The sequence below is a fragment of the Salinicola sp. MIT1003 genome, assembly GCF_001858555.1.
GTDB classification, from domain to species: Bacteria; Pseudomonadota; Gammaproteobacteria; order Pseudomonadales; family Halomonadaceae; genus Salinicola; species Salinicola salarius.
In genome coordinates this window covers 1-17,058 of the sequence record NZ_MCAP01000021.1, presented here as the reverse complement: position 1 = coordinate 17,058, position 17,058 = coordinate 1, and the positions used below count along the sequence as shown (strand labels likewise).

Below are 17,058 nucleotides of genomic sequence, written 5' to 3'. Positions count from 1 at the left end.
TGCTCCCACGCCCGTAACCCTTTATCGGAAACCGGGCGTTCATGATAATGAGAATGAGTTGCAAATGAGATTGGCGACACGCATTATTCCAGAAGATTCTCTACCTCACCTGTGGGAAACCTCCAATTACCTTTGCCTGACAGTCAATCGTGATCTCTTCTCATTTCACCCTCCCGCCTCGCCCAGAAGCGCTTGGGCATGACGCACTGAGGCACCACGCTATCCATCTCGGACGCGACTATCGTATCGACAGCGTGCCGGGGGAGCCGCTGCTCGACGGCAATTTTGGCGTGGATGTGATCGAAGAGGGGTTGGTGCTGCGCCATGCCGCGATCCGCAATCGCCATCGCATGAGCAATCATGCAGAAATGATGCCTGGCTTGAAGCTGATCCTGTTCATGGCCGGTACGGTCGACGTGCGCTTCGACGGCCGCCCAATGCCACTCGCCTCGGAACGGCCGACGGCCCTACTGGTCCATCTGCGGGAAGCCGCAACGTTCGAGCGCCACGCTCTGGCCGGTACCCACGAATTCAGTTTAACGCTGACCTTGTCGCCAGCCTGGCTTCAGACATCGCCGGAAACGGCACGTCTGCTCGATGACCTGCCACACCTGGGGCTACGCCAATGGCAACCTAGCGCCGGCTTGTTGACGCTGGCTCGCACCCAGCTTTCGACTCCTCGCGCCGCTGACGATTTTTCCACTCGCCTGCGACGTGAAGGGTTGGCGCTGACCATGGCCGGCGAAGGCTTGGTACCGCTGTTGCGGACATCGGACAGAGACAGCAGGGAAACCCGCCAGCAACGGCGACTGTGGGATTTCATCGAAGGCGGGAGTGGCGATACCAAGACCCTCACGGAGATCGCCGGACATCTAAACATGAGCGTGAGCACACTGCAGCGGCTCAGTCAGCAGCGTTATGGAATGCCGTTGCAGCGTCACCTGCGTCAGCGGCGTCTGGACGCGGCAAACCGGGCTCTACAGGATAGCCATGTCAGCGTCAGCGAGGCCGCCGAACTCGCCGGCTACAACGACGCTACCAACTTCGCCACCGCGTTCCGCCGTACCTTCGGCATCACACCCCGTCAGGCACGGGAACGCCAGCGTTAGCGCTCGCCGGCGAATCGGAAAGGAAAAATCAGGCCGTTCCTGGCGAGGCGCTGCCACTCCGCGACAAGCCATAATCGCCGGGCTTGGCCACGCCTTCCAGCCGACCGAGCTGATCGAGATCGTGTCGACCCAGTACCAGATCGAGACGACGCTGCCGGCTATTGGCATTGAGCACCATATGGACCTGCGAGGGCCGCCCTTTGGCATCCAGACGTTGAACCCAGGCCAGGGCGCCGCTGGAATATCGCACCAGCGAGCCTACTGGCGTGATGCCGAAGAGACGCAAGTAGCGTTGTGCCCAGACACTGTCGAAGAGCGCGGCGTTCCCCAGCACATGGCGATAAGCATTGACCAGGGGCCAGGCTTCGCGGTCCGCGCGCGGGCGCGTCAGCGCATCAATGACATCAACCACCGCCACCATCCGGCCCAGATCATCGATCGCTTCGGCGCGCAGCCCGCGAGGATAGCCGCTGCCGTCGAGCCGTTCGTTGATCTGTTCGACCACCGACGTGGCGACATCCGTCGAAAGCCAGCGACAATCGGCCAGCCGCTCGCTGATCAGTTGGACATGCCCCGGCAATAGCGCCCGCTGGGCGTCGCTCAACGGGACGCGGCTCTCGAGCAGCGTGGCAGGCAACGACGCCTTGCCGAGATCGTGGATCAGGGCGCTGGCCGCGATCGCCTTGAGGGTACTGTCGTCGTAGCCCTGCCGGCGCGCCAGATCGACGGCACGAACCGCGACCGCCAGCGCATGCTGGACCTGAATCGGTTCGTTCTCGAGATATCCCAGCGCATAGAGCAGCGATTCCCGACTTTGCGCGCCAAGCGACAGCAGCGTGTCCGCATGTCGGGACAGCAAAGATGAGGCAATCAGGCCACCATTCTGAAGCTGCAGGCTCTGCGCGTTCAGATAGTCGGCGATCTTCCGCAGTCGCCGGACGACCGTATTGTCAGCGCCCGCGACTGGCGCCGGGGCGGTCAGGATCGACTTGACCGGTTGCGGCCGGCGTCCCTGCGGCAGCAGGAACAGCGAAGAAGGCTCGAGCGGCTTGTCGCTGATCGAAGCCTTGCGTGCACCCTCGCGTTCGATTTCCTTGACGCAGTGCCAGAGTTGCCGCTCGCTGTCTATCGGCAATTCATCGAACTCGCAGCCGATCAGCGCCATCGTCCAGTCGTCATCGGTGCGTACATGACGGATATGCCCCTTGAGCCTGAGGCGCTTCCGATTGGGGAAGCGTAGCTCGAGAGCCTCGATCGGCTGGCCGGGCGTCAGCGCCACGGCATCCACCAGACGCATGGCGAGAAGGCATCCGCCCAGCGAGAGATTGCGGATTTCGGTATCGATGACAGGTCCATCCGCCGTCAGGGTGAGATGCGTCTCGACGCCCATCTCGGCCCGCAGCGGGGCGCGAAAGGTACCGCGCCGGTGAATGGTGCTGATGTATTCGGGGTAGGTGCAGCGAAACTGTATCCGCTGCGCATCTTCCAGGGGCTCGATCACCGTGAGCGGCGCGGTGCGAACCAGCGCTCCGCTGACATGACCGATGAGATGAAACTCATCCCCCCGGGCAAGAGGCTTTTCCAGCGCCGGCACCGCAGACACATCGACGACCAGCGCCTGGCCGATGACGATGTCATCCAGCAATACCGGCCAGGAAGTGCTACCGGCCGTGTCGAACGCCAGATTGGCGCCACCTTGAAGGCATAGTGGCTCGAGCCACTCCCCTATGGCTTTAGCTTGGTGGATATCCGTGGAGGCAGAGTCGGGCATGAGATTTCGATAAGGCGTGGTCGATGACAAACGGCGAATGACAAAGCGCTGATGACAAAAGGCTCGATGACGAAGAGCCGATGGTAAAGCAATCAGGCATGGCCGCGTCACGGCCGGTGAGCGAGCAGTGTAACTTTTCGTTATTGTCCGAACAAAATAATTTGATCTCCATCAGCCCGAACTCCCGAGGAAACCCGGGAGTTCGCTCGTTCGGCGTGCCGGCCATGGCCCCTGCTCAATCTTCCGCCAAGGCCGTCAGATCGGATTCCGAATACCCCAGCAGATACAAAAGCCCATCGAGACCGGAGGAGGACACCGACTGCTGCGCCTGTTGACGCACCAGCGGCTTGGCATGGTACGCCACGCCCATGCCGGCGGCCGCCAGCATCTTGAGATCGTTGGCACCGTCGCCAACCGCCACGGTCTGGGCCAGATCCCAGCCTTCCCGTTCAGCGATCTGCCTGAGCATCATCGCCTTGCGGTCGGCGTCGACGATCGGCTCCTGGACTTCGCCGGTGACCTTGCCGTCGCGGATGACCAGCTCGTTGGCATGAATCTCGTCGAAACCCAGCCGTTCCTGCAGATAACGGGCGAAATAGGTAAAGCCCCCGGAGAGAATCGCGGTCCGATAACCCAGGCGCTTGAGATAGCGCATCAATCGCTCCAGCCCCGGCATCAGCGGTAACGATTCGGCAATTTCCGCCAGCACCGACTCGTCCAGGCCTTCCAGCTTGCGCATGCGCTCGCGAAAGCTCTGCTGGAAGTCGAGTTCGCCCCGCATGGCACGCTCGGTTATCGCGGCCACCTCGTCATACACGCCATGGCGCCGCGCCAGTTCGTCGATGACTTCCGCCTGGATCAGCGTCGAATCCATGTCGAAGCAGACCAGCCGGCGGTGCCGTCGCCATAGATTCGCCGGCTGCAGCGCGACGTCGACGCCGAAGCGCTCGCTCAGCGCCAGGATCTTCTCGCGCAGGGACGCGGAATCGGCTACCGCGCCGCTGAGTCGCCACTCGAGGCAGGCACCGGTTAGCGAGTCGGCCGTGTCGAGCTGGCAGCCGGCCGACAGCCGCTTTACCCGCTCGATGACCAGACCCTGCTCGGCCGTCAGCGCGCCGACTTCCGCCATCACTTCCGCAGAGAGCGTCGGTGCCATCAAGGTCAGTACCCAGCGGGCGTCCTTGGCGACATCCCTCCACAGCGCCTCGCTTTCAGAGGACACCTTCTCGACACGGCAATCCAGCCCGAACACGTCGCCAGCCGACGGCAGCAAGGCCTCGAGATCCTCGGCAGTCTCGACCAGCGCCTCCAGCGTCACTTCGCCGAAGGCGACATGCTGGTTCAGATCCAGCAGACGGCAATGAGCGCTGACCAGCGCCGTACCCAGTGCAGCCGTCTGGCCGGGCCGTGCGGGCCCAGTGGCTCGCACCACGAAACGTTGTGACATCTTTTCCCCACGTGGCGCCAAGCTGCGCCCTCTCTTTATCGATGAATCCGACGACCTGTCAGGAATAGCGCCCGTAACCGGCTATCACTATCCCTCGGTCGTCGCTGTCTTGAACATCCGACAGCGTCGGATGTCGTTCAGGACTCGACTTCGAGCCGGTCGACCTTCTGGAATCCACGCGCCAGCTTGCTGCCGCGACGGCCACGCTCGCCGGTATAGTATTCGAGATCCGCCGTCTTCAGCGTCTGCTTGCGCTTGCCGGCGTAGACGATCAACGACGCTCCTTCCGGCAGCAGCACCAGGTCACGCACGAACTCCTCTCGTCTCGCGGCCTTGGCCCCCGGGATGTCGATCATCTTGTTGCCCTTGCCTTTTGCCATCTCCGGCAATTGCGACAGCGCGAAGACCAGCAGGCGCCCCTCGTTGGAAACGGCCGCCACCCGCACGCCGTCGCCCTCCGGGATCGCCTTGGGCGGCATCACGTTGCATCCCTTGGACACCGAAAGCACCGATTTGCCGGCCTTGTTCTTGCCGAGAAGATCCTCGACCCTGGCCACGAAACCATAGCCGCCGTCGGACGCCAGCAGATAGCGCGCGCTGGGGATATCCAGCATCAGCCCGACCATGCTGGAGCCGGCCGGCGGGTTGATCCGCCCGGTCACCGGCTCGCCCTGGCCGCGCGCCGAGGGCAGGTTGTGGGCCGTCATCGTGTAGGCCCGACCGCTGTCGTCGAGCAGCACCAACGGCTGGTTGGTCTTCCCTCGTGCCGCCAGGTGGAAGCTGTCGCCCGCCTTGTAGGAGAGCCCGGCAGGGTCGATATCATGGCCTCGCGCCGCGCGAATCCAGCCTTTCTCGGACAGCACCACGGTCACCGGATCGGCGCCCACCAGCTCGACCTCGGAAAGCGCCCTGGCTTCGGCACGCTCCACCAATGGCGAGCGGCGGGCATCGCCGTAGGCCTCGGCCGCTTCCCGCAGCTCCTTCTCGACCAGATCGGTCATCGCCGCCTCGGAGCTCAGCAGCTTCTGGAGCTGCTTGCGTTCCGCTTCCAGCTCGTCCTGCTCGCCGCGAATCTTCATCTCCTCGAGCTTGGCGAGGTGACGCAGACGCAGCTCGAGAATCGCTTCGGCCTGACGCTCGGTGATGCCGAATGCGTTCATCAGCGCCGGCTTGGGCTCATCCTCCTCGCGGATGATGCGGATCACCTCGTCGATGTTGAGATAGGCGACCAGCAGACCTTCGAGCAGGTGCAGACGATCCTCGACCTTGCCGAGACGGTGCTCCAGGCGTCGGCGCACGGTGGCGCGGCGGAACGTCAGCCATTCGCCGAGCATGTCGTTGAGCGGCATGACCCGCGGCCGGCCGTCGAGCGCGATCACGTTGAGATTGACGCGAACGTTCTTCTCGAGGTCGGTGGTGGCGAACAGGTGCGCCATCAGCCCCTCGACATCGATACGGTTGGAGCGCGGCTCGATCACCAGGCGCGTCGGTGTCTCATGGGTCGACTCGTCGCGCAGATCCGCCACCATCGGCAATTTCTTGGCCTGCATCTGGGCGGCGATCTGCTCGAGTACCTTGGCCCCGCTGACCTGATACGGCACCGCGGTGATCACGATGTTGCCATCCTCGCGCTCGTAGCGCGCACGCAGCTTGACCGAACCGCGGCCGGACTCGTATAGCTTGCGCAGATCGGCCGCCGGCGAAATGATCTCGGCATCCGTCGGGAAATCCGGCGCCGGCAGATGCTGCATCAGATCCGCGACACTGGCCTCTGGATTGCGCAGCAGATGGCAGGTCGCCTCGACCACCTCCACCACGTTGTGCGGCGGGATATCGGTCGCCATGCCGACGGCGATGCCCGTGCCGCCGTTGAGCAGCACGTGAGGAAGCCGCGACGGCAGCACCGCCGGTTCGTTCATGGTGCCGTCGAAGTTGGGTGTCCAGTCGACCGTGCCCTGCCCCAGCTCCGCCAGCAGCGTCTCGGAGAAACGCGACAGGCGGGCTTCTGTGTAGCGCATGGCGGCGAACGACTTGGGATCGTCCGGGCTGCCCCAGTTGCCCTGGCCGTCGACCAGCGGATAGCGATAGCTGAACGACTGCGCCATCAGCACCATCGCCTCGTAGCAGGCGCTGTCGCCGTGGGGGTGGAACTTGCCCAGCACGTCGCCGACGGTACGCGCCGACTTCTTGTACTTGGCGTTGGCGGTCAGCGACAGCTCGCGCATGGCATAGACGATGCGCCGCTGAACCGGCTTCATGCCGTCGCCGATATGCGGCAACGCCCGGTCGAGAATCACGTACATCGAATAATCGAGATACGCTTTCTCGGTGTACTCCTTGAGCGAAAGGCGTTCGACGTCGCCCTCCGCTACCTGAATATCCATGGTCATACGATTTTGACCTTGTTCACGATTGTGGAATCGTTGAGGGCAGCGCCCTCGTTAAACCTTTGAGCCGCCACGAGCTACGGGCCGCGAGCTACGAGCGGGCCGAGTCAGCTGGCGGACTTCACTTTCGAGTCAGCAACTTGTTAACGGTGACCATCGCCAGTTCGCAATCCCTTCTTTAGCTCGTAGCTCGTAGCTCGTAGCTCGTAGCTCGTAGCTCGTAGCTAGACTTCTATCTCGGCCATGTTGCCGTAATCTTCCAGCCAGCTCTTTCTATCGCTCGCCCGCTTGCGCGCCAGCAGCATGTCCATCATCTCCAGCGTGCCGTCGTCGAGCTCGCGAGTGAGCTGGACAAGCCGTCGGGTGTCCACGGCCATGGTGGTCTCGCGCAGCTGCAGCGGGCTCATCTCGCCCAGGCCCTTGAAGCGCTGGACGTTGGGCGTGCCGCGCTTGCCTTCGAGGCGCTTGAGCGTCGCGGCCTTCTCGCTCTCGTCGAGGGCGTAGAAGACTTCCTTGCCCAGGTCGATGCGATAAAGCGGCGGCATGGCGACGAAGACGTGGCCAGCATCGACCAGCGCCGGGAAGTGGCGCACGAACAGCGCACACAGCAGCGTGGCGATGTGCAGCCCGTCGGAGTCGGCGTCGGCGAGAATGCAGACCTTGTGGTAGCGCAGCTTGGAAAGATCGTCGCTGCCCGGATCGAGACCGATCGCCACGGCGATGTCGTGCACTTCCTGCGAGCTGTAGATATCGGCGGATTCGACTTCCCAGGTGTTGAGGATCTTGCCGCGCAGCGGCAGGATCGCCTGGGTTTCGCGGTTTCTTGCCTGCTTGGCACTGCCGCCGGCGGAGTCCCCCTCGACCAGGAACAGTTCGCTCGACACCGGATCCTGGCCGGAGCAGTCGGCCAGCTTGCCGGGCAGCGCCGGCCCCGAGGTGACCTTCTTGCGCGCGACCTTCTTGGCGCTCTTCTGGCGCCGCTGGGCGGCGCTGATCACCAGTTCGGCCAGCTGTTCGGCCTGGTCGACATGGTGGTTGAGCCACAGCGAGAAGGCGTCCTTGACCACGCCGGAGACGAAGCCCGCCACCGTGCGTGACGACAGCCGCTCCTTGGTCTGCCCGGCGAATTGCGGGTCGAGCATCTTGATCGAGAGCACGAACGATACCTTCTCCCACAGATCCTCCGGCGACAGTTTGACCCCGCGCGGCAGCAGGCTGCGGTATTCGCAGAACTCGCGTACCGCTTCGAGCAGGCCGCTGCGGAAGCCGTTGACGTGGGTACCGCCGAGCGGCGTGGGAATCAGGTTGACATAGGATTCCAGGACCGGCTCGCCGCCTTCTGGCAGCCACTGAATGGCCCAGTCGACGCCCTGCTCCTCGTCCTCGAAGTGGCCGGTGAACGGCGATGCCGGCAGCACGTCGAAACCGTCGACTGCCTGGGCCAGATAATCCCGCAGGCCGTCTTCGTACTGCCAGACGCTCTCGGCGCCATCGGTTTCCTTGAGCACCACCTTGAGGCCGGGGCAGAGCACCGCCTTGGCGCGCATCAGGTGTTTCAGCTTCGGCAGTGACAGCCTGGGGCTGTCGAAGTATTCCGCCTCCGGCCAGAAACGCACCACCGTTCCCGTGGCACGCTTGGCACAGCTGCCGATGATCGAGAGTTCCTCGGCCTTCTCTCCCTTCTCGAAGGCGATACCGTAGCGATTGCCCTCGCGGCACACCTCGACCTCGAGCCGCGTCGACAGCGCGTTGACCACCGATACGCCGACCCCATGCAGGCCGCCGGAAAAGCGGTAGCTGGACTGGGAGAACTTGCCGCCGGCGTGCAGCCGGGTGAGGATCAGCTCGACCCCGGTCACGCCATGTTCAGGATGCACGTCGATCGGCATGCCCCGGCCGTCGTCGGAAACCTCGATGCCCCCGTTGTCCAACAGAACGACGCGAATCTCGCGAGCGTGCCCTGCCAGGGCCTCATCGACGCTGTTGTCGATGACTTCCTGCACCAGGTGGTTGGGACGGGTGGTGTCGGTGTACATGCCCGGCCGCTTGCGGACCGGATCGAGGCCGGAAAGCACCTCGATGGAACTGGCGCTGTATTGCGTCATGCAGGGTCTCGCCACGTTTGTAAAGTCAAAGTCACAGGGTCAAAGTTGCAGGATCGACGTTGCAGGGTGGAGACCGCTGCGTCATCGATTCGTCGCGGCACGTCTGGCGCGAGCCATGGCTGGCGCTAGCAAGGCGTGATCGCCGGTACGAGCCGAATCGCGACATCTCCACCCCATGCAGGCTGGCGACGATGATACACCCTACTGGTCAAATCTACAGTACCGCGTTGCCGCCCGATGCCGACGCGAGGCTCTCAGGACAGCACGAGGGATCTCGGCACGTGCCAGCCGCCGTGAGCGAAGAGCGCCGGCAGATACTCGGGCAGCACACCGAAACCGTGGTCGCCACCGGGGTGAATCAGGGCGCGACTGCCGGCATAGGCGCGCAGCGCCTCATGGCAATCCAGCGTCTCGTCGGCGCTGCCGAGCAGCAGAAGATAGCGCGAGGGATGCACGATGCGTTCCCACTGCAGGGCGGTCAATTGATCGAAACAACTATTGTCGATCGTGAACTGCTCGCCGGAGGCGTCGTTGAGCAACGTCTGCCCCAGGTAATCGGCCACGAAGCGGGCGGGCCGTACCGCCGGATTGATCAGTACGGCCCGCAGCCCGTAGCGCTCCGCCAGCAGCGTGGCCAGGAAGCCGCCCATGGAACTGCCGACCAGCAGCGTATCTTCATGGCCCAGCGACTCGAGTGCCGCTTCGGCCTGCTGCCAGGCCAGGTCCGGCCGGTACGACAAATCCGGGGTCAGACACGCGAACGGGCGACCCTCGTGTCGGGCCAGCGTCTCGCAGGCCGCCTTGACCAGCCGGGCCTTGGGCGAAGCGCTGCTGCTGTTGAAGCCATGCAGGTACAGCAGCGCCCTGGCCGGCCTTGCTACCGAAAGCGACTCGCTCGACATGGCTCCCTCACCTGGCTCGCTGGACATCCGAGACCTCGCCGCTTTCGCGACACCCGCCGATCACCGGGACTCCTGCCCCTTCCAGATCGCCTTGATCAGCCCGCGGCTGGAGTCGTCGAGCGTCTCCAGACCGTTCTGCGTGGCGATGATCTCTTCGGTCTCGGTAGCGATCTTCTTGCCCAGCTCGACGCCCCACTGGTCGAACGAGTCGATGTCCCAGATCACGCCCTGCACGAACACCTTGTGCTCGTAGAGCGCGATCAGGGCACCCAGCGTGGCCGGGTTGAGGCTGTCGAACATCAGCGTGGAAGAGGGCTGGTTGCCGCGGTAACGCTTGTAGCTAGGCGGCGTGCTCTCGGACTTCACCGCGTCGTCGCCGAGCATCAGCACGCGGGACTGAGCGAAGCAGTTGGCCAGCGCCAGCCGGTGCTGGGCCATCAGGTCGTCTCGGAAGCGTTCGTCCTCGACATCGTTGTAACGGTTGACCGGCGCGATGAAGTCGCACGCCACCGGCTGCGTGCCCTGGTGCAGCAGCTGGTAGAACGCGTGCTGGCCGTTGGGGCCGATCTCGCCCCAGATCACCGGGCAGGTGGAATAGTCGACCACTTCGTCATTATTGGTGACGGACTTGCCGTTGGATTCCATCTCGAGCTGCTGGAAGTACCCCGGCAGGTGCTTGAGGCGCCCATCGTACGGCAGCACCGCGTGGGAGCGGATATCGAGGAAGTTGACGTTCCAGATGCCGATCAGCGCCAGCTGGACCGGTAGATTGTCCTTCAGCTCGGCAGTACGGAAGTGCTCGTCCATGGCGTGGGCACCCGCCAGCAGCTGACGGAAGTTGTCCATGCCGACACGAATGGCAATGGGCAGCCCGATGGCGCTCCACAGCGAGTAGCGACCGCCGACCCAGTCCCAGAACAGCAGCTGGTTGGCCGGATCGATGCCCCATTCGGTCATCTTGTCGGGCTTGGTGGAAACGCCGACGAAGTGGAAGCGCTTGATCAGCGCTTCGTCACCGCCCAGGCGCGTGGCGATCCAGTCCAGCGCAGTGGAGGCGTTCGACAGCGTATCGATGGTGCCGAAGGACTTCGACGACAGGATGAACAGCGTGGTTTCGGGGTTGAGCCAGCTCAGGAAGTCGGCCAGCTGCGAGCCGTCCATGGTCGACGCGAAGTGGGTCGATACCTCGAAGACATCATCGGGCTCGAAATCGGTCAGTGCGGACGTGACCATCAACGGCCCCAGGTCCGAACCGCCGACGCCGAGATTGACCACATCGGTGATCGGCTTGCCGGTCGCGCCGCGCCACTGGCCGTTCAGCAGCTTGTTGACCAGCGTTTCCATCTTGTCGAGAGTGGCATGCACTTCGCCGACCACATCGACGCCTTCGACCTCGAGCCTGGCATCCCGCGGCAGACGCAATGCAGTATGCAGCGCCGGGCGGTCCTCGGTGTGATTGACCCGCTCACCCGAGAGCAGGCGTTGCACCGCCTCGGGCACGCCGGCTTCCCGCGCCAGCGAGAGCAACTGCTCCCGGACTTCCGTCGTCCAGCGCTGCTTGGACAGATCCATCTGGATGCCGGCGGCTTCCAGATAGAACGTCTCGAAGCGCGGCGACTGCTGGAACAGGGTCTTCAGATGAACCTCCCGCATTCCCCCTTCGAGCTGCTGCTCGAGCGCTTTCCATGCCTGGGTCTCACGAATCGACATCTAATGCTCTCCTTGTCACGTGCAGCGAAGAGGCGCAAAACGTACACTATGGCCGCGGCGGGCGTACTGCAGGTGTTCCGCTCGCTTCACGCTCTCCCAATTAAGAATATCTTCCGGCAATGATTGACGCATCTTACCGTGACGCCATCTTTTCGACACCCCTTGATCGTGTGGCGAGCTTCTCGTTCGACGAGCAGGTCGTGGCGTGCTTCCCGGACATGGTCCGGCGTTCGATTCCCGGCTATGGCCAGATTCTCGGCATGCTCGGCGTCATCGCCGAACGCCACCTGCGTCATGGCGCCCATGTCTACGATCTGGGCTGCTCGCTGGGCGCGGTCGGGCTGGCGCTGGCCGGGCGACTGCCTGCCGACGCCTTCGAGCTGACCGGCGTCGACCTCTCTCCGACGATGATCGCCCGGGCCCGCGAAACCGCCGCCGCCGAAAGCCCGGATCATCGGATCCAGTTCATCGAGGGCGATATCCGCCATCTGGACTATCGGCCCAGCGGCATGGTCGTGCTCAACTTCACATTGCAGTTTTTGCCGCCGGCGGACCGCGATGCGGTGATCGCCAGGCTGTTCGCGGCACTGGAGCCCGGCGGCATTCTGGTGCTGTCGGAGAAGATCGTCGCGGAAGACGAGCAGGAGAACGCCTGGCTGGTGGAGCGCTATCACGACTTCAAGCGGGCCAACGGCTACAGCGACATGGAGATCAGCCAGAAGCGCACCGCGCTGGAAAACGTGCTGGTGCCGGATACGCTGGCGGCGCATCACGAACGGTTGACCCAGGCCGGCTTCTCGCGCGTCACGACCTGGTTCCAGTATCTCAACTTCGCCTCCTTGGTCGCTTTCAAGGACAAGGCTGCGTTCAAGGACAAGGCGACATCCCAAGAGAAGGCCGCGTTCGAGGATGTCTGACGTCGCTATCGATACGCTCAAGGACGCCGAACGCCGGCTCTATCTCGCCTTCCTCGAACACGGCCTGACCCGCTGGCTGGCGCTGCTTCCGGAACAGCTGGCGCGCGGGCTCGATCGGCGTCGTCACGGCGACCTGCCCGCGTGGGAAAAGGCAGTGGCCAAACTGCCGGCGCTGCCGACAGCGCGCCAGGTGGACCTGCAGGCCGACAGCATCACGGTGGAGCTCGAACTGAGCGACGCCGAGCGGCGGCGCTGCGAGAATCTGCTGAAGATTTTGATGCCGTGGCGCAAGGGGCCTTATCGTCTCGGCGACATCGATATCGACACCGAGTGGCGCTCGGACTGGAAATGGCAGCGGGTCGCGCCGCATCTTTCCCCGCTCGCCGGCCGCCGGATTCTGGATGTCGGCGGTGGCAACGGCTATCACGCCTGGCGCATGGCCGGCGCCGGTGCCGCGTTCGTGCTGGTGATCGACCCCTCGCCGCGCTTCTACTATCAGTTCCATGCCGTACGTCACTTCGTGGGCGATGCCGATGGCGAGCGCACCCACTTTCTGCCGGTCGGCATCGAAGACGTTCCGGCGAAGCTCGCCGCCTTCGATACCGTGTTTTCGATGGGCGTGCTCTACCATCGCCCTTCACCGCTGGATCACCTGCTGCAGCTGAAGGATGCGCTGGTGCCCGGCGGCGAGCTGGTGCTGGAGACGCTGGTGGTCGAGGGTGACGAGCGCACCGTGTTCATGCCCGGCGAACGCTATGCCAGCATGCCCAACGTCTATTTCCTGCCCTCGTCAAGCGCCCTCGCGCACTGGCTCGAGCGCTGCGGCTTCGAAGCCATTCGCTGTGTCGACGAAACGGCCACCACGCTCGACGAACAGCGCTCGACCGACTGGATGCAATTTCATTCGCTGGCCGATTTCCTCGACCCCGAGGATCGCAGCCTGACCATCGAAGGCTACCCCGCGCCGCGTCGGGCGACGCTGATCGCCCGCAAGCCGAAGCGATAAACGCAGCGCTGCCGGAGTTCGGCCTACCAGAGCGACCATCGGCCGGCATTGCGATGCCGGCCGATGTCTGCGCAACAGGATTGGGAAAAGATTGACGCTAGCGGGCGTTGCGCTGGACGAGATTTGGACTAGACCCGATTTGGACTAGGCCTGGTTTGAACTAGACCTGGTTTGAACTAGAGACGACGGCGCTTCACGGGCACGGCCCGCTCTGGATATTGGCCTGGGTGATGTTGCTCTGGGCAGGTACGCTACAGGTCAGCCAGACGTTACCGCCGATCACCGAGCCCTGCCCCACCGTGATGCGCCCCAGAATCGTCGCGCCTGCGTAGATGACCACGTCGTCCTCGACGATCGGGTGACGCGGCAGCCCTTTTTCGAGATGCCCTTTCTCGTCGGCCGGGAAGCGTTTGGCGCCGAGCGTGACCGCCTGGTAGAGCCGTACCCGGTTGCCGATGATCGCGGTTTCGCCGATGACCACACCGGTACCGTGATCGATGAAGAAGCCTTCGCCGATCTGGGCGCCGGGATGAATGTCGATGCCGGTATCGGAATGCGCCAGCTCGGCGATGATGCGAGCCACCAGCCCGGCGCCCGCCTGATAGAAATAGTGGGCGATGCGGTGGTAGATCACGGCGTGGACGCCGGGATAGCAGAGCAGGACTTCATCGACGCTGCGCGCCGCCGGATCGCCATAATAGGCGGCCATCACATCGCCATCGAGACGCCGGCGCAGGCTGGGCAGGTCATCCGCAAAGTCCTGGATGATCTGCGTTGCCGCCGCCTGGTGCTCGGAGGTCTTGTCGCCGTTGAGCCGTGCCATGTAGCGCAACTCGAGCAGCACTTCCTCGTGCAGCGCATTGAGCGCACGATCCAGCGTGTGGCCAACGTAGAAGTCCTCGCTCTCCTTGCGCAGATCCGAAGGCCCCAGGCGCATCGGAAAGATGGCCCCGCTCAGGAGTTCCAGCGTTTCCCGAATGCGGTGTCGTGACGGCAACTCACGACAGCCCTTCTCTCTCTCCCGGCCATTCTGAGCGCGCCACTGCTCACGAGTCGCGCGCAGTTGGGTAACGATACCGTCGAGCTGCCAGTTGACGTGTTGCATGCCGATCATCCTTTGGAAACGAGACGCACGTTTTCGAATGCGAGCCCCGTTCCCGACATCGAGGTCGCGAACGGGGTCCAACGTGCCATCCGTCAATGATAAGCCCCAAGGAAGAAATAGCCATAGCGCAGAGAATCGGCACGCATGCCTTCGCAGCGTCAGGCCACGCTCGTCTCCGCTTCCTTCATCACGTCATCGAACGTGACGGGAGCCTGCGTTCGGGGCGTTACCGCCTGGACCTCGCCGCCAGTATCGTGATCGCGCGTGGCCGCATATTCCACGGCAGCGACCGCATCCTTGCCGTGATCGATAGCCGCCAGCGCCCATTTCCACCCGGTACCATAGGCGATGGGGCCCGTGACGGGCATGCGCACCAGACGGTCGAACATCTCGAACACGCCATCGGGCCCCACGATGATCATTTCGATCCGCGTGACATGGGGTTTGGCATGTCTGGGGGAGCCGGCATTGAGCCACTCCATTACTTCCCACCAGCCCTGTTGCTCACCGGCGAATGCCACCCATTCGCCGTTGTCGAGTCGAAAGAGCTTTTGCGCATGGTTGTATGTCGATCCATTGACACTGATCAGCGAATCCGTCGCCAATGTCGTTCCATCCCATACGATCGTGGTCATATCTACCTCGGTCTGTGGCTCCGGCCAAACGTCGGGCTACCCGCGGCGAGCATCCAGGCACGACAGTCACGTTCTCCTCCCGGCCGGTTGGGAGCGAGAAGCGGTCAACTGATAGAGAGCATCATCCGTTTGCAAACTGCGCGGTTATCCCATGAATCCATGGGTTTGCAGAGTGCGGACATGAAAACGCCACTCCCGGGAGTGGCGTGAACGCATTCCGTTACATCAAGATACATCAAAGAACACTAATTTTGAAATAGCTGTTTTACATCCTTCGCTTCCCAGTGCGGAAAGTGCTTGCGGATCAGTGCATTGAATTCGATTTCGAACGCCTGCCAGTCGACTTCACCTCCAGTCGCCCCGCCTTCCGCCGCGCCGCGAATCAGGCCCGCGCCGACCGTGATGTTGGTCAGCCGATCGATTACCACGAAACTGCCGGTGCCGGGGCTCTTGCGATAGTCGTCCAGCGGCACGCTGGCGGTCAGCTCGACCCGGCAGCGGCCGATGGCGTTGAGCGGCAGGCTGGCGGCCTCGTGATGCTCGAGCGTATTGACGTCGATCTGATAGTCGATCGCCGCGACCTTGCCGGCGATTTCCTGCGTGCCGATCTTGAAATCATAGAGCCGGCCCGGCTCGAGAGCGGCATCGTGCATCCAGACGATGTCGGCTTCCAGCGCGTCGGACTGCGCGACCTCCGCATCCGCCGCCACCAGCCAGTCCCCCCGGGAGATATCGATCTCGTCGCGCAGGGTCACGGTGATCGCCTGGCCGGGATAGGCTTCTTCCAGGTCGCCATCAAAGGTGACGATACGATCGATGACGGAACGCTTGCCCGACGGTAGCGCCTTGACTGCCTGACCGGGACGCAGGATCCCCGCCTCGAGCGTGCCGCAGTAGCCGCGGAAATCGAGATTGGGCCGATTGACGTACTGGACCGGCAGGCGCAGGTCGGAAAGGTTGCTGTCGTGGGCGATCTCGACGCTTTCGAGCAGTTCGAGCATCGCAGGCCCCGGCGCGCCGTCGACCCGATACCACGGCATGTGCTCGCTGCGATTGACGACGTTGTCACCGTCGAGTGCCGACATCGGCACGAAGCGGATGTCGGTCGCGTCGAGCTTCTCGGCGAACTCGCGATAGTCGGCGACGATCTCGTCGAAGCGCGCCTGCGAATACTCGACCAGGTCCATCTTGTTGACCGCGATCACCAGGTGCTTGATTCCCAGCAGATCGGCGATGAAGCTGTGCCGCCGGGTCTGTACCTGCACGCCATAGCGCGCGTCGATCAGGATCACCGCCAGACTCGCGGTCGACGCACCCGTAGCCATGTTGCGGGTGTACTGCTCATGGCCCGGCGTATCGGCGATGATGAACTTGCGCTTGTCGGTGGAGAAGAACCGGTAGGCGACATCGATGGTGATGCCCTGCTCCCGCTCGGACTGCAGGCCATCGACCAGCAGCGCCAGATCGACCTTGTCGCCGGTAGTCCCGCTGGTCTTGGAAGCCTGGGTGATCGCCGCCAGCTGATCTTCGTAGATCATCTTGGAGTCGTGCAGCAACCGGCCGATCAGGGTCGACTTGCCGTCATCGACGCTGCCGCAGGTGATGAAGCGCAGCAGGTCTTTCTGCTCGTGCTCTTTGAGGTACTGGCCGATATTGTCGGCGATCAGCGTGGATTGGTGGGACACGGTTCTTTCTCCCTCATGAGTGGAGAACACGAGCGCTGCGAGCCACGAGTTTCGGGCTACGAGCAGGCTGTGCACTCTGCATGTTCAGTGGTCAGGTTATGGGCGAGCCGCGAAAATCAGGATTTGATCACGCCGAAAGTTCGCAATCCCTTTTCGAAGCTCGAAGCTCGAAGCTCGAAGCTCGAAGCTCGAAGCTCGAAGCTCGTAGCTCGTAGCTCGTAGCTCGTAGCTCGTAGCTCGTAGCTCGTAGCTCGTAGCTCGTAGCTCGTAGCTCGTAGC

12 protein-coding genes are annotated in these 17,058 nt (G+C 63.3%); 3 read left to right on the top strand and 9 right to left on the bottom strand.

Annotated features, from left to right (window positions below):
• The first annotated feature begins 149 nt into the window (after positions 1 to 149).
• A complete protein-coding gene (locus BC443_RS09775) occupies positions 150 to 1,109 on the top strand; it encodes an AraC family transcriptional regulator (RefSeq protein ID WP_139284286.1) in 960 nt (319 codons plus the stop codon).
• A 28-nt stretch (positions 1,110 to 1,137) separates the two neighbouring features.
• Here the strand turns inward: BC443_RS09775 and BC443_RS09770 are convergent, their stop codons facing one another.
• From BC443_RS09770 to pgi, 6 genes are all read right to left on the bottom strand, one after another.
• Complete coding sequence (locus tag BC443_RS09770) at positions 1,138 to 2,880, bottom strand: HD domain-containing phosphohydrolase (protein WP_071231653.1); 1,743 nt, start codon at positions 2,878 to 2,880, stop codon at positions 1,138 to 1,140.
• Positions 2,881 to 3,115: 235 nt separating this feature from the next.
• Complete coding sequence (gene serB / locus BC443_RS09765) at positions 3,116 to 4,327, bottom strand: phosphoserine phosphatase SerB (RefSeq protein ID WP_071231652.1); 1,212 nt, start codon at positions 4,325 to 4,327, stop codon at positions 3,116 to 3,118.
• A 137-nt stretch (positions 4,328 to 4,464) separates the two neighbouring features.
• Entirely contained in the window at positions 4,465 to 6,717 is a 2,253-nt protein-coding gene (parC, locus tag BC443_RS09760) for a DNA topoisomerase IV subunit A (protein WP_071231651.1), read from the bottom strand.
• 221 nt (positions 6,718 to 6,938) lie between these two features.
• Positions 6,939 to 8,819 (bottom strand): DNA topoisomerase IV subunit B, encoded by a 1,881-nt coding sequence (gene parE / locus BC443_RS09755; RefSeq protein ID WP_071231650.1) that lies wholly within the window; start codon positions 8,817 to 8,819, stop codon positions 6,939 to 6,941.
• Between the two features lie 254 nt (positions 8,820 to 9,073).
• On the bottom strand, positions 9,074 to 9,721 hold the full coding sequence (locus tag BC443_RS09750; RefSeq protein ID WP_071231649.1) for a YqiA/YcfP family alpha/beta fold hydrolase: 648 nt from the start codon (positions 9,719 to 9,721) through the stop codon (positions 9,074 to 9,076).
• Between the two features lie 60 nt (positions 9,722 to 9,781).
• Complete coding sequence (gene pgi / locus BC443_RS09745) at positions 9,782 to 11,431, bottom strand: glucose-6-phosphate isomerase (protein WP_071231648.1); 1,650 nt, start codon at positions 11,429 to 11,431, stop codon at positions 9,782 to 9,784.
• 119 nt (positions 11,432 to 11,550) lie between these two features.
• On the opposite strand from pgi, the gene cmoA reads away from it, so the two are divergent.
• Together cmoA and cmoB are read left to right on the top strand one after the other, a co-directional pair.
• Positions 11,551 to 12,348 carry a carboxy-S-adenosyl-L-methionine synthase CmoA gene (gene cmoA, locus BC443_RS09740; RefSeq protein WP_071231647.1) on the top strand — a complete coding sequence of 266 codons (798 nt, stop codon included), beginning with the start codon at positions 11,551 to 11,553 and terminating at the stop codon, positions 12,346 to 12,348.
• On the top strand, positions 12,341 to 13,354 hold the full coding sequence (cmoB, locus tag BC443_RS09735) for a tRNA 5-methoxyuridine(34)/uridine 5-oxyacetic acid(34) synthase CmoB (protein ID WP_071231646.1): 1,014 nt from the start codon (positions 12,341 to 12,343) through the stop codon (positions 13,352 to 13,354). Before cmoA ends, cmoB begins: the two co-directional genes overlap by 8 nt.
• A 193-nt stretch (positions 13,355 to 13,547) precedes the next feature.
• On the opposite strand, the gene epsC is transcribed toward cmoB, so the two are convergent.
• From epsC to cysN, 3 genes are all read right to left on the bottom strand, one after another.
• Positions 13,548 to 14,459: a serine O-acetyltransferase EpsC gene (gene epsC, locus BC443_RS09730; protein ID WP_071231645.1), complete on the bottom strand. Its 912-nt coding sequence runs from the start codon at positions 14,457 to 14,459 to the stop codon at positions 13,548 to 13,550.
• A gap of 158 nt (positions 14,460 to 14,617) precedes the next feature.
• The gene (locus BC443_RS09725; protein ID WP_071231644.1) at positions 14,618 to 15,094 is read right to left on the bottom strand and encodes a 20S proteasome subunit A/B; all 477 of its coding nucleotides are present in this window, start codon (positions 15,092 to 15,094) and stop codon (positions 14,618 to 14,620) included.
• A gap of 245 nt (positions 15,095 to 15,339) precedes the next feature.
• Positions 15,340 to 16,779 carry a sulfate adenylyltransferase subunit CysN gene (cysN, locus tag BC443_RS09720; RefSeq protein ID WP_071231643.1) on the bottom strand — a complete coding sequence of 480 codons (1,440 nt, stop codon included), beginning with the start codon at positions 16,777 to 16,779 and terminating at the stop codon, positions 15,340 to 15,342.
• Positions 16,780 to 17,058 lie beyond the last annotated feature (279 nt).

Bases quoted from the DNA above. Each gene is read 5' to 3' on its own strand.
- serB (WP_071231652.1), bottom strand. From the start codon at position 4,327: ATGTCACAACGTTTCGTGGTGCGAGCCACTGGGCCCGCACGGCCCGGC.
- cmoA (WP_071231647.1), top strand. From the start codon at position 11,551: ATGATTGACGCATCTTACCGTGACGCCATCTTTTCGACACCCCTTGAT.
- epsC (WP_071231645.1), bottom strand. From the start codon at position 14,459: ATGCAACACGTCAACTGGCAGCTCGACGGTATCGTTACCCAACTGCGC.
- pgi (WP_071231648.1), bottom strand. From the start codon at position 11,431: ATGTCGATTCGTGAGACCCAGGCATGGAAAGCGCTCGAGCAGCAGCTC.
- BC443_RS09725 (WP_071231644.1), bottom strand. From the start codon at position 15,094: ATGACCACGATCGTATGGGATGGAACGACATTGGCGACGGATTCGCTG.
- BC443_RS09750 (WP_071231649.1), bottom strand. From the start codon at position 9,721: ATGTCGAGCGAGTCGCTTTCGGTAGCAAGGCCGGCCAGGGCGCTGCTG.
- parE (WP_071231650.1), bottom strand. From the start codon at position 8,819: ATGACGCAATACAGCGCCAGTTCCATCGAGGTGCTTTCCGGCCTCGAT.
- parC (WP_071231651.1), bottom strand. From the start codon at position 6,717: ATGACCATGGATATTCAGGTAGCGGAGGGCGACGTCGAACGCCTTTCG.
- BC443_RS09770 (WP_071231653.1), bottom strand. From the start codon at position 2,880: ATGCCCGACTCTGCCTCCACGGATATCCACCAAGCTAAAGCCATAGGG.
- cmoB (WP_071231646.1), top strand. From the start codon at position 12,341: ATGTCTGACGTCGCTATCGATACGCTCAAGGACGCCGAACGCCGGCTC.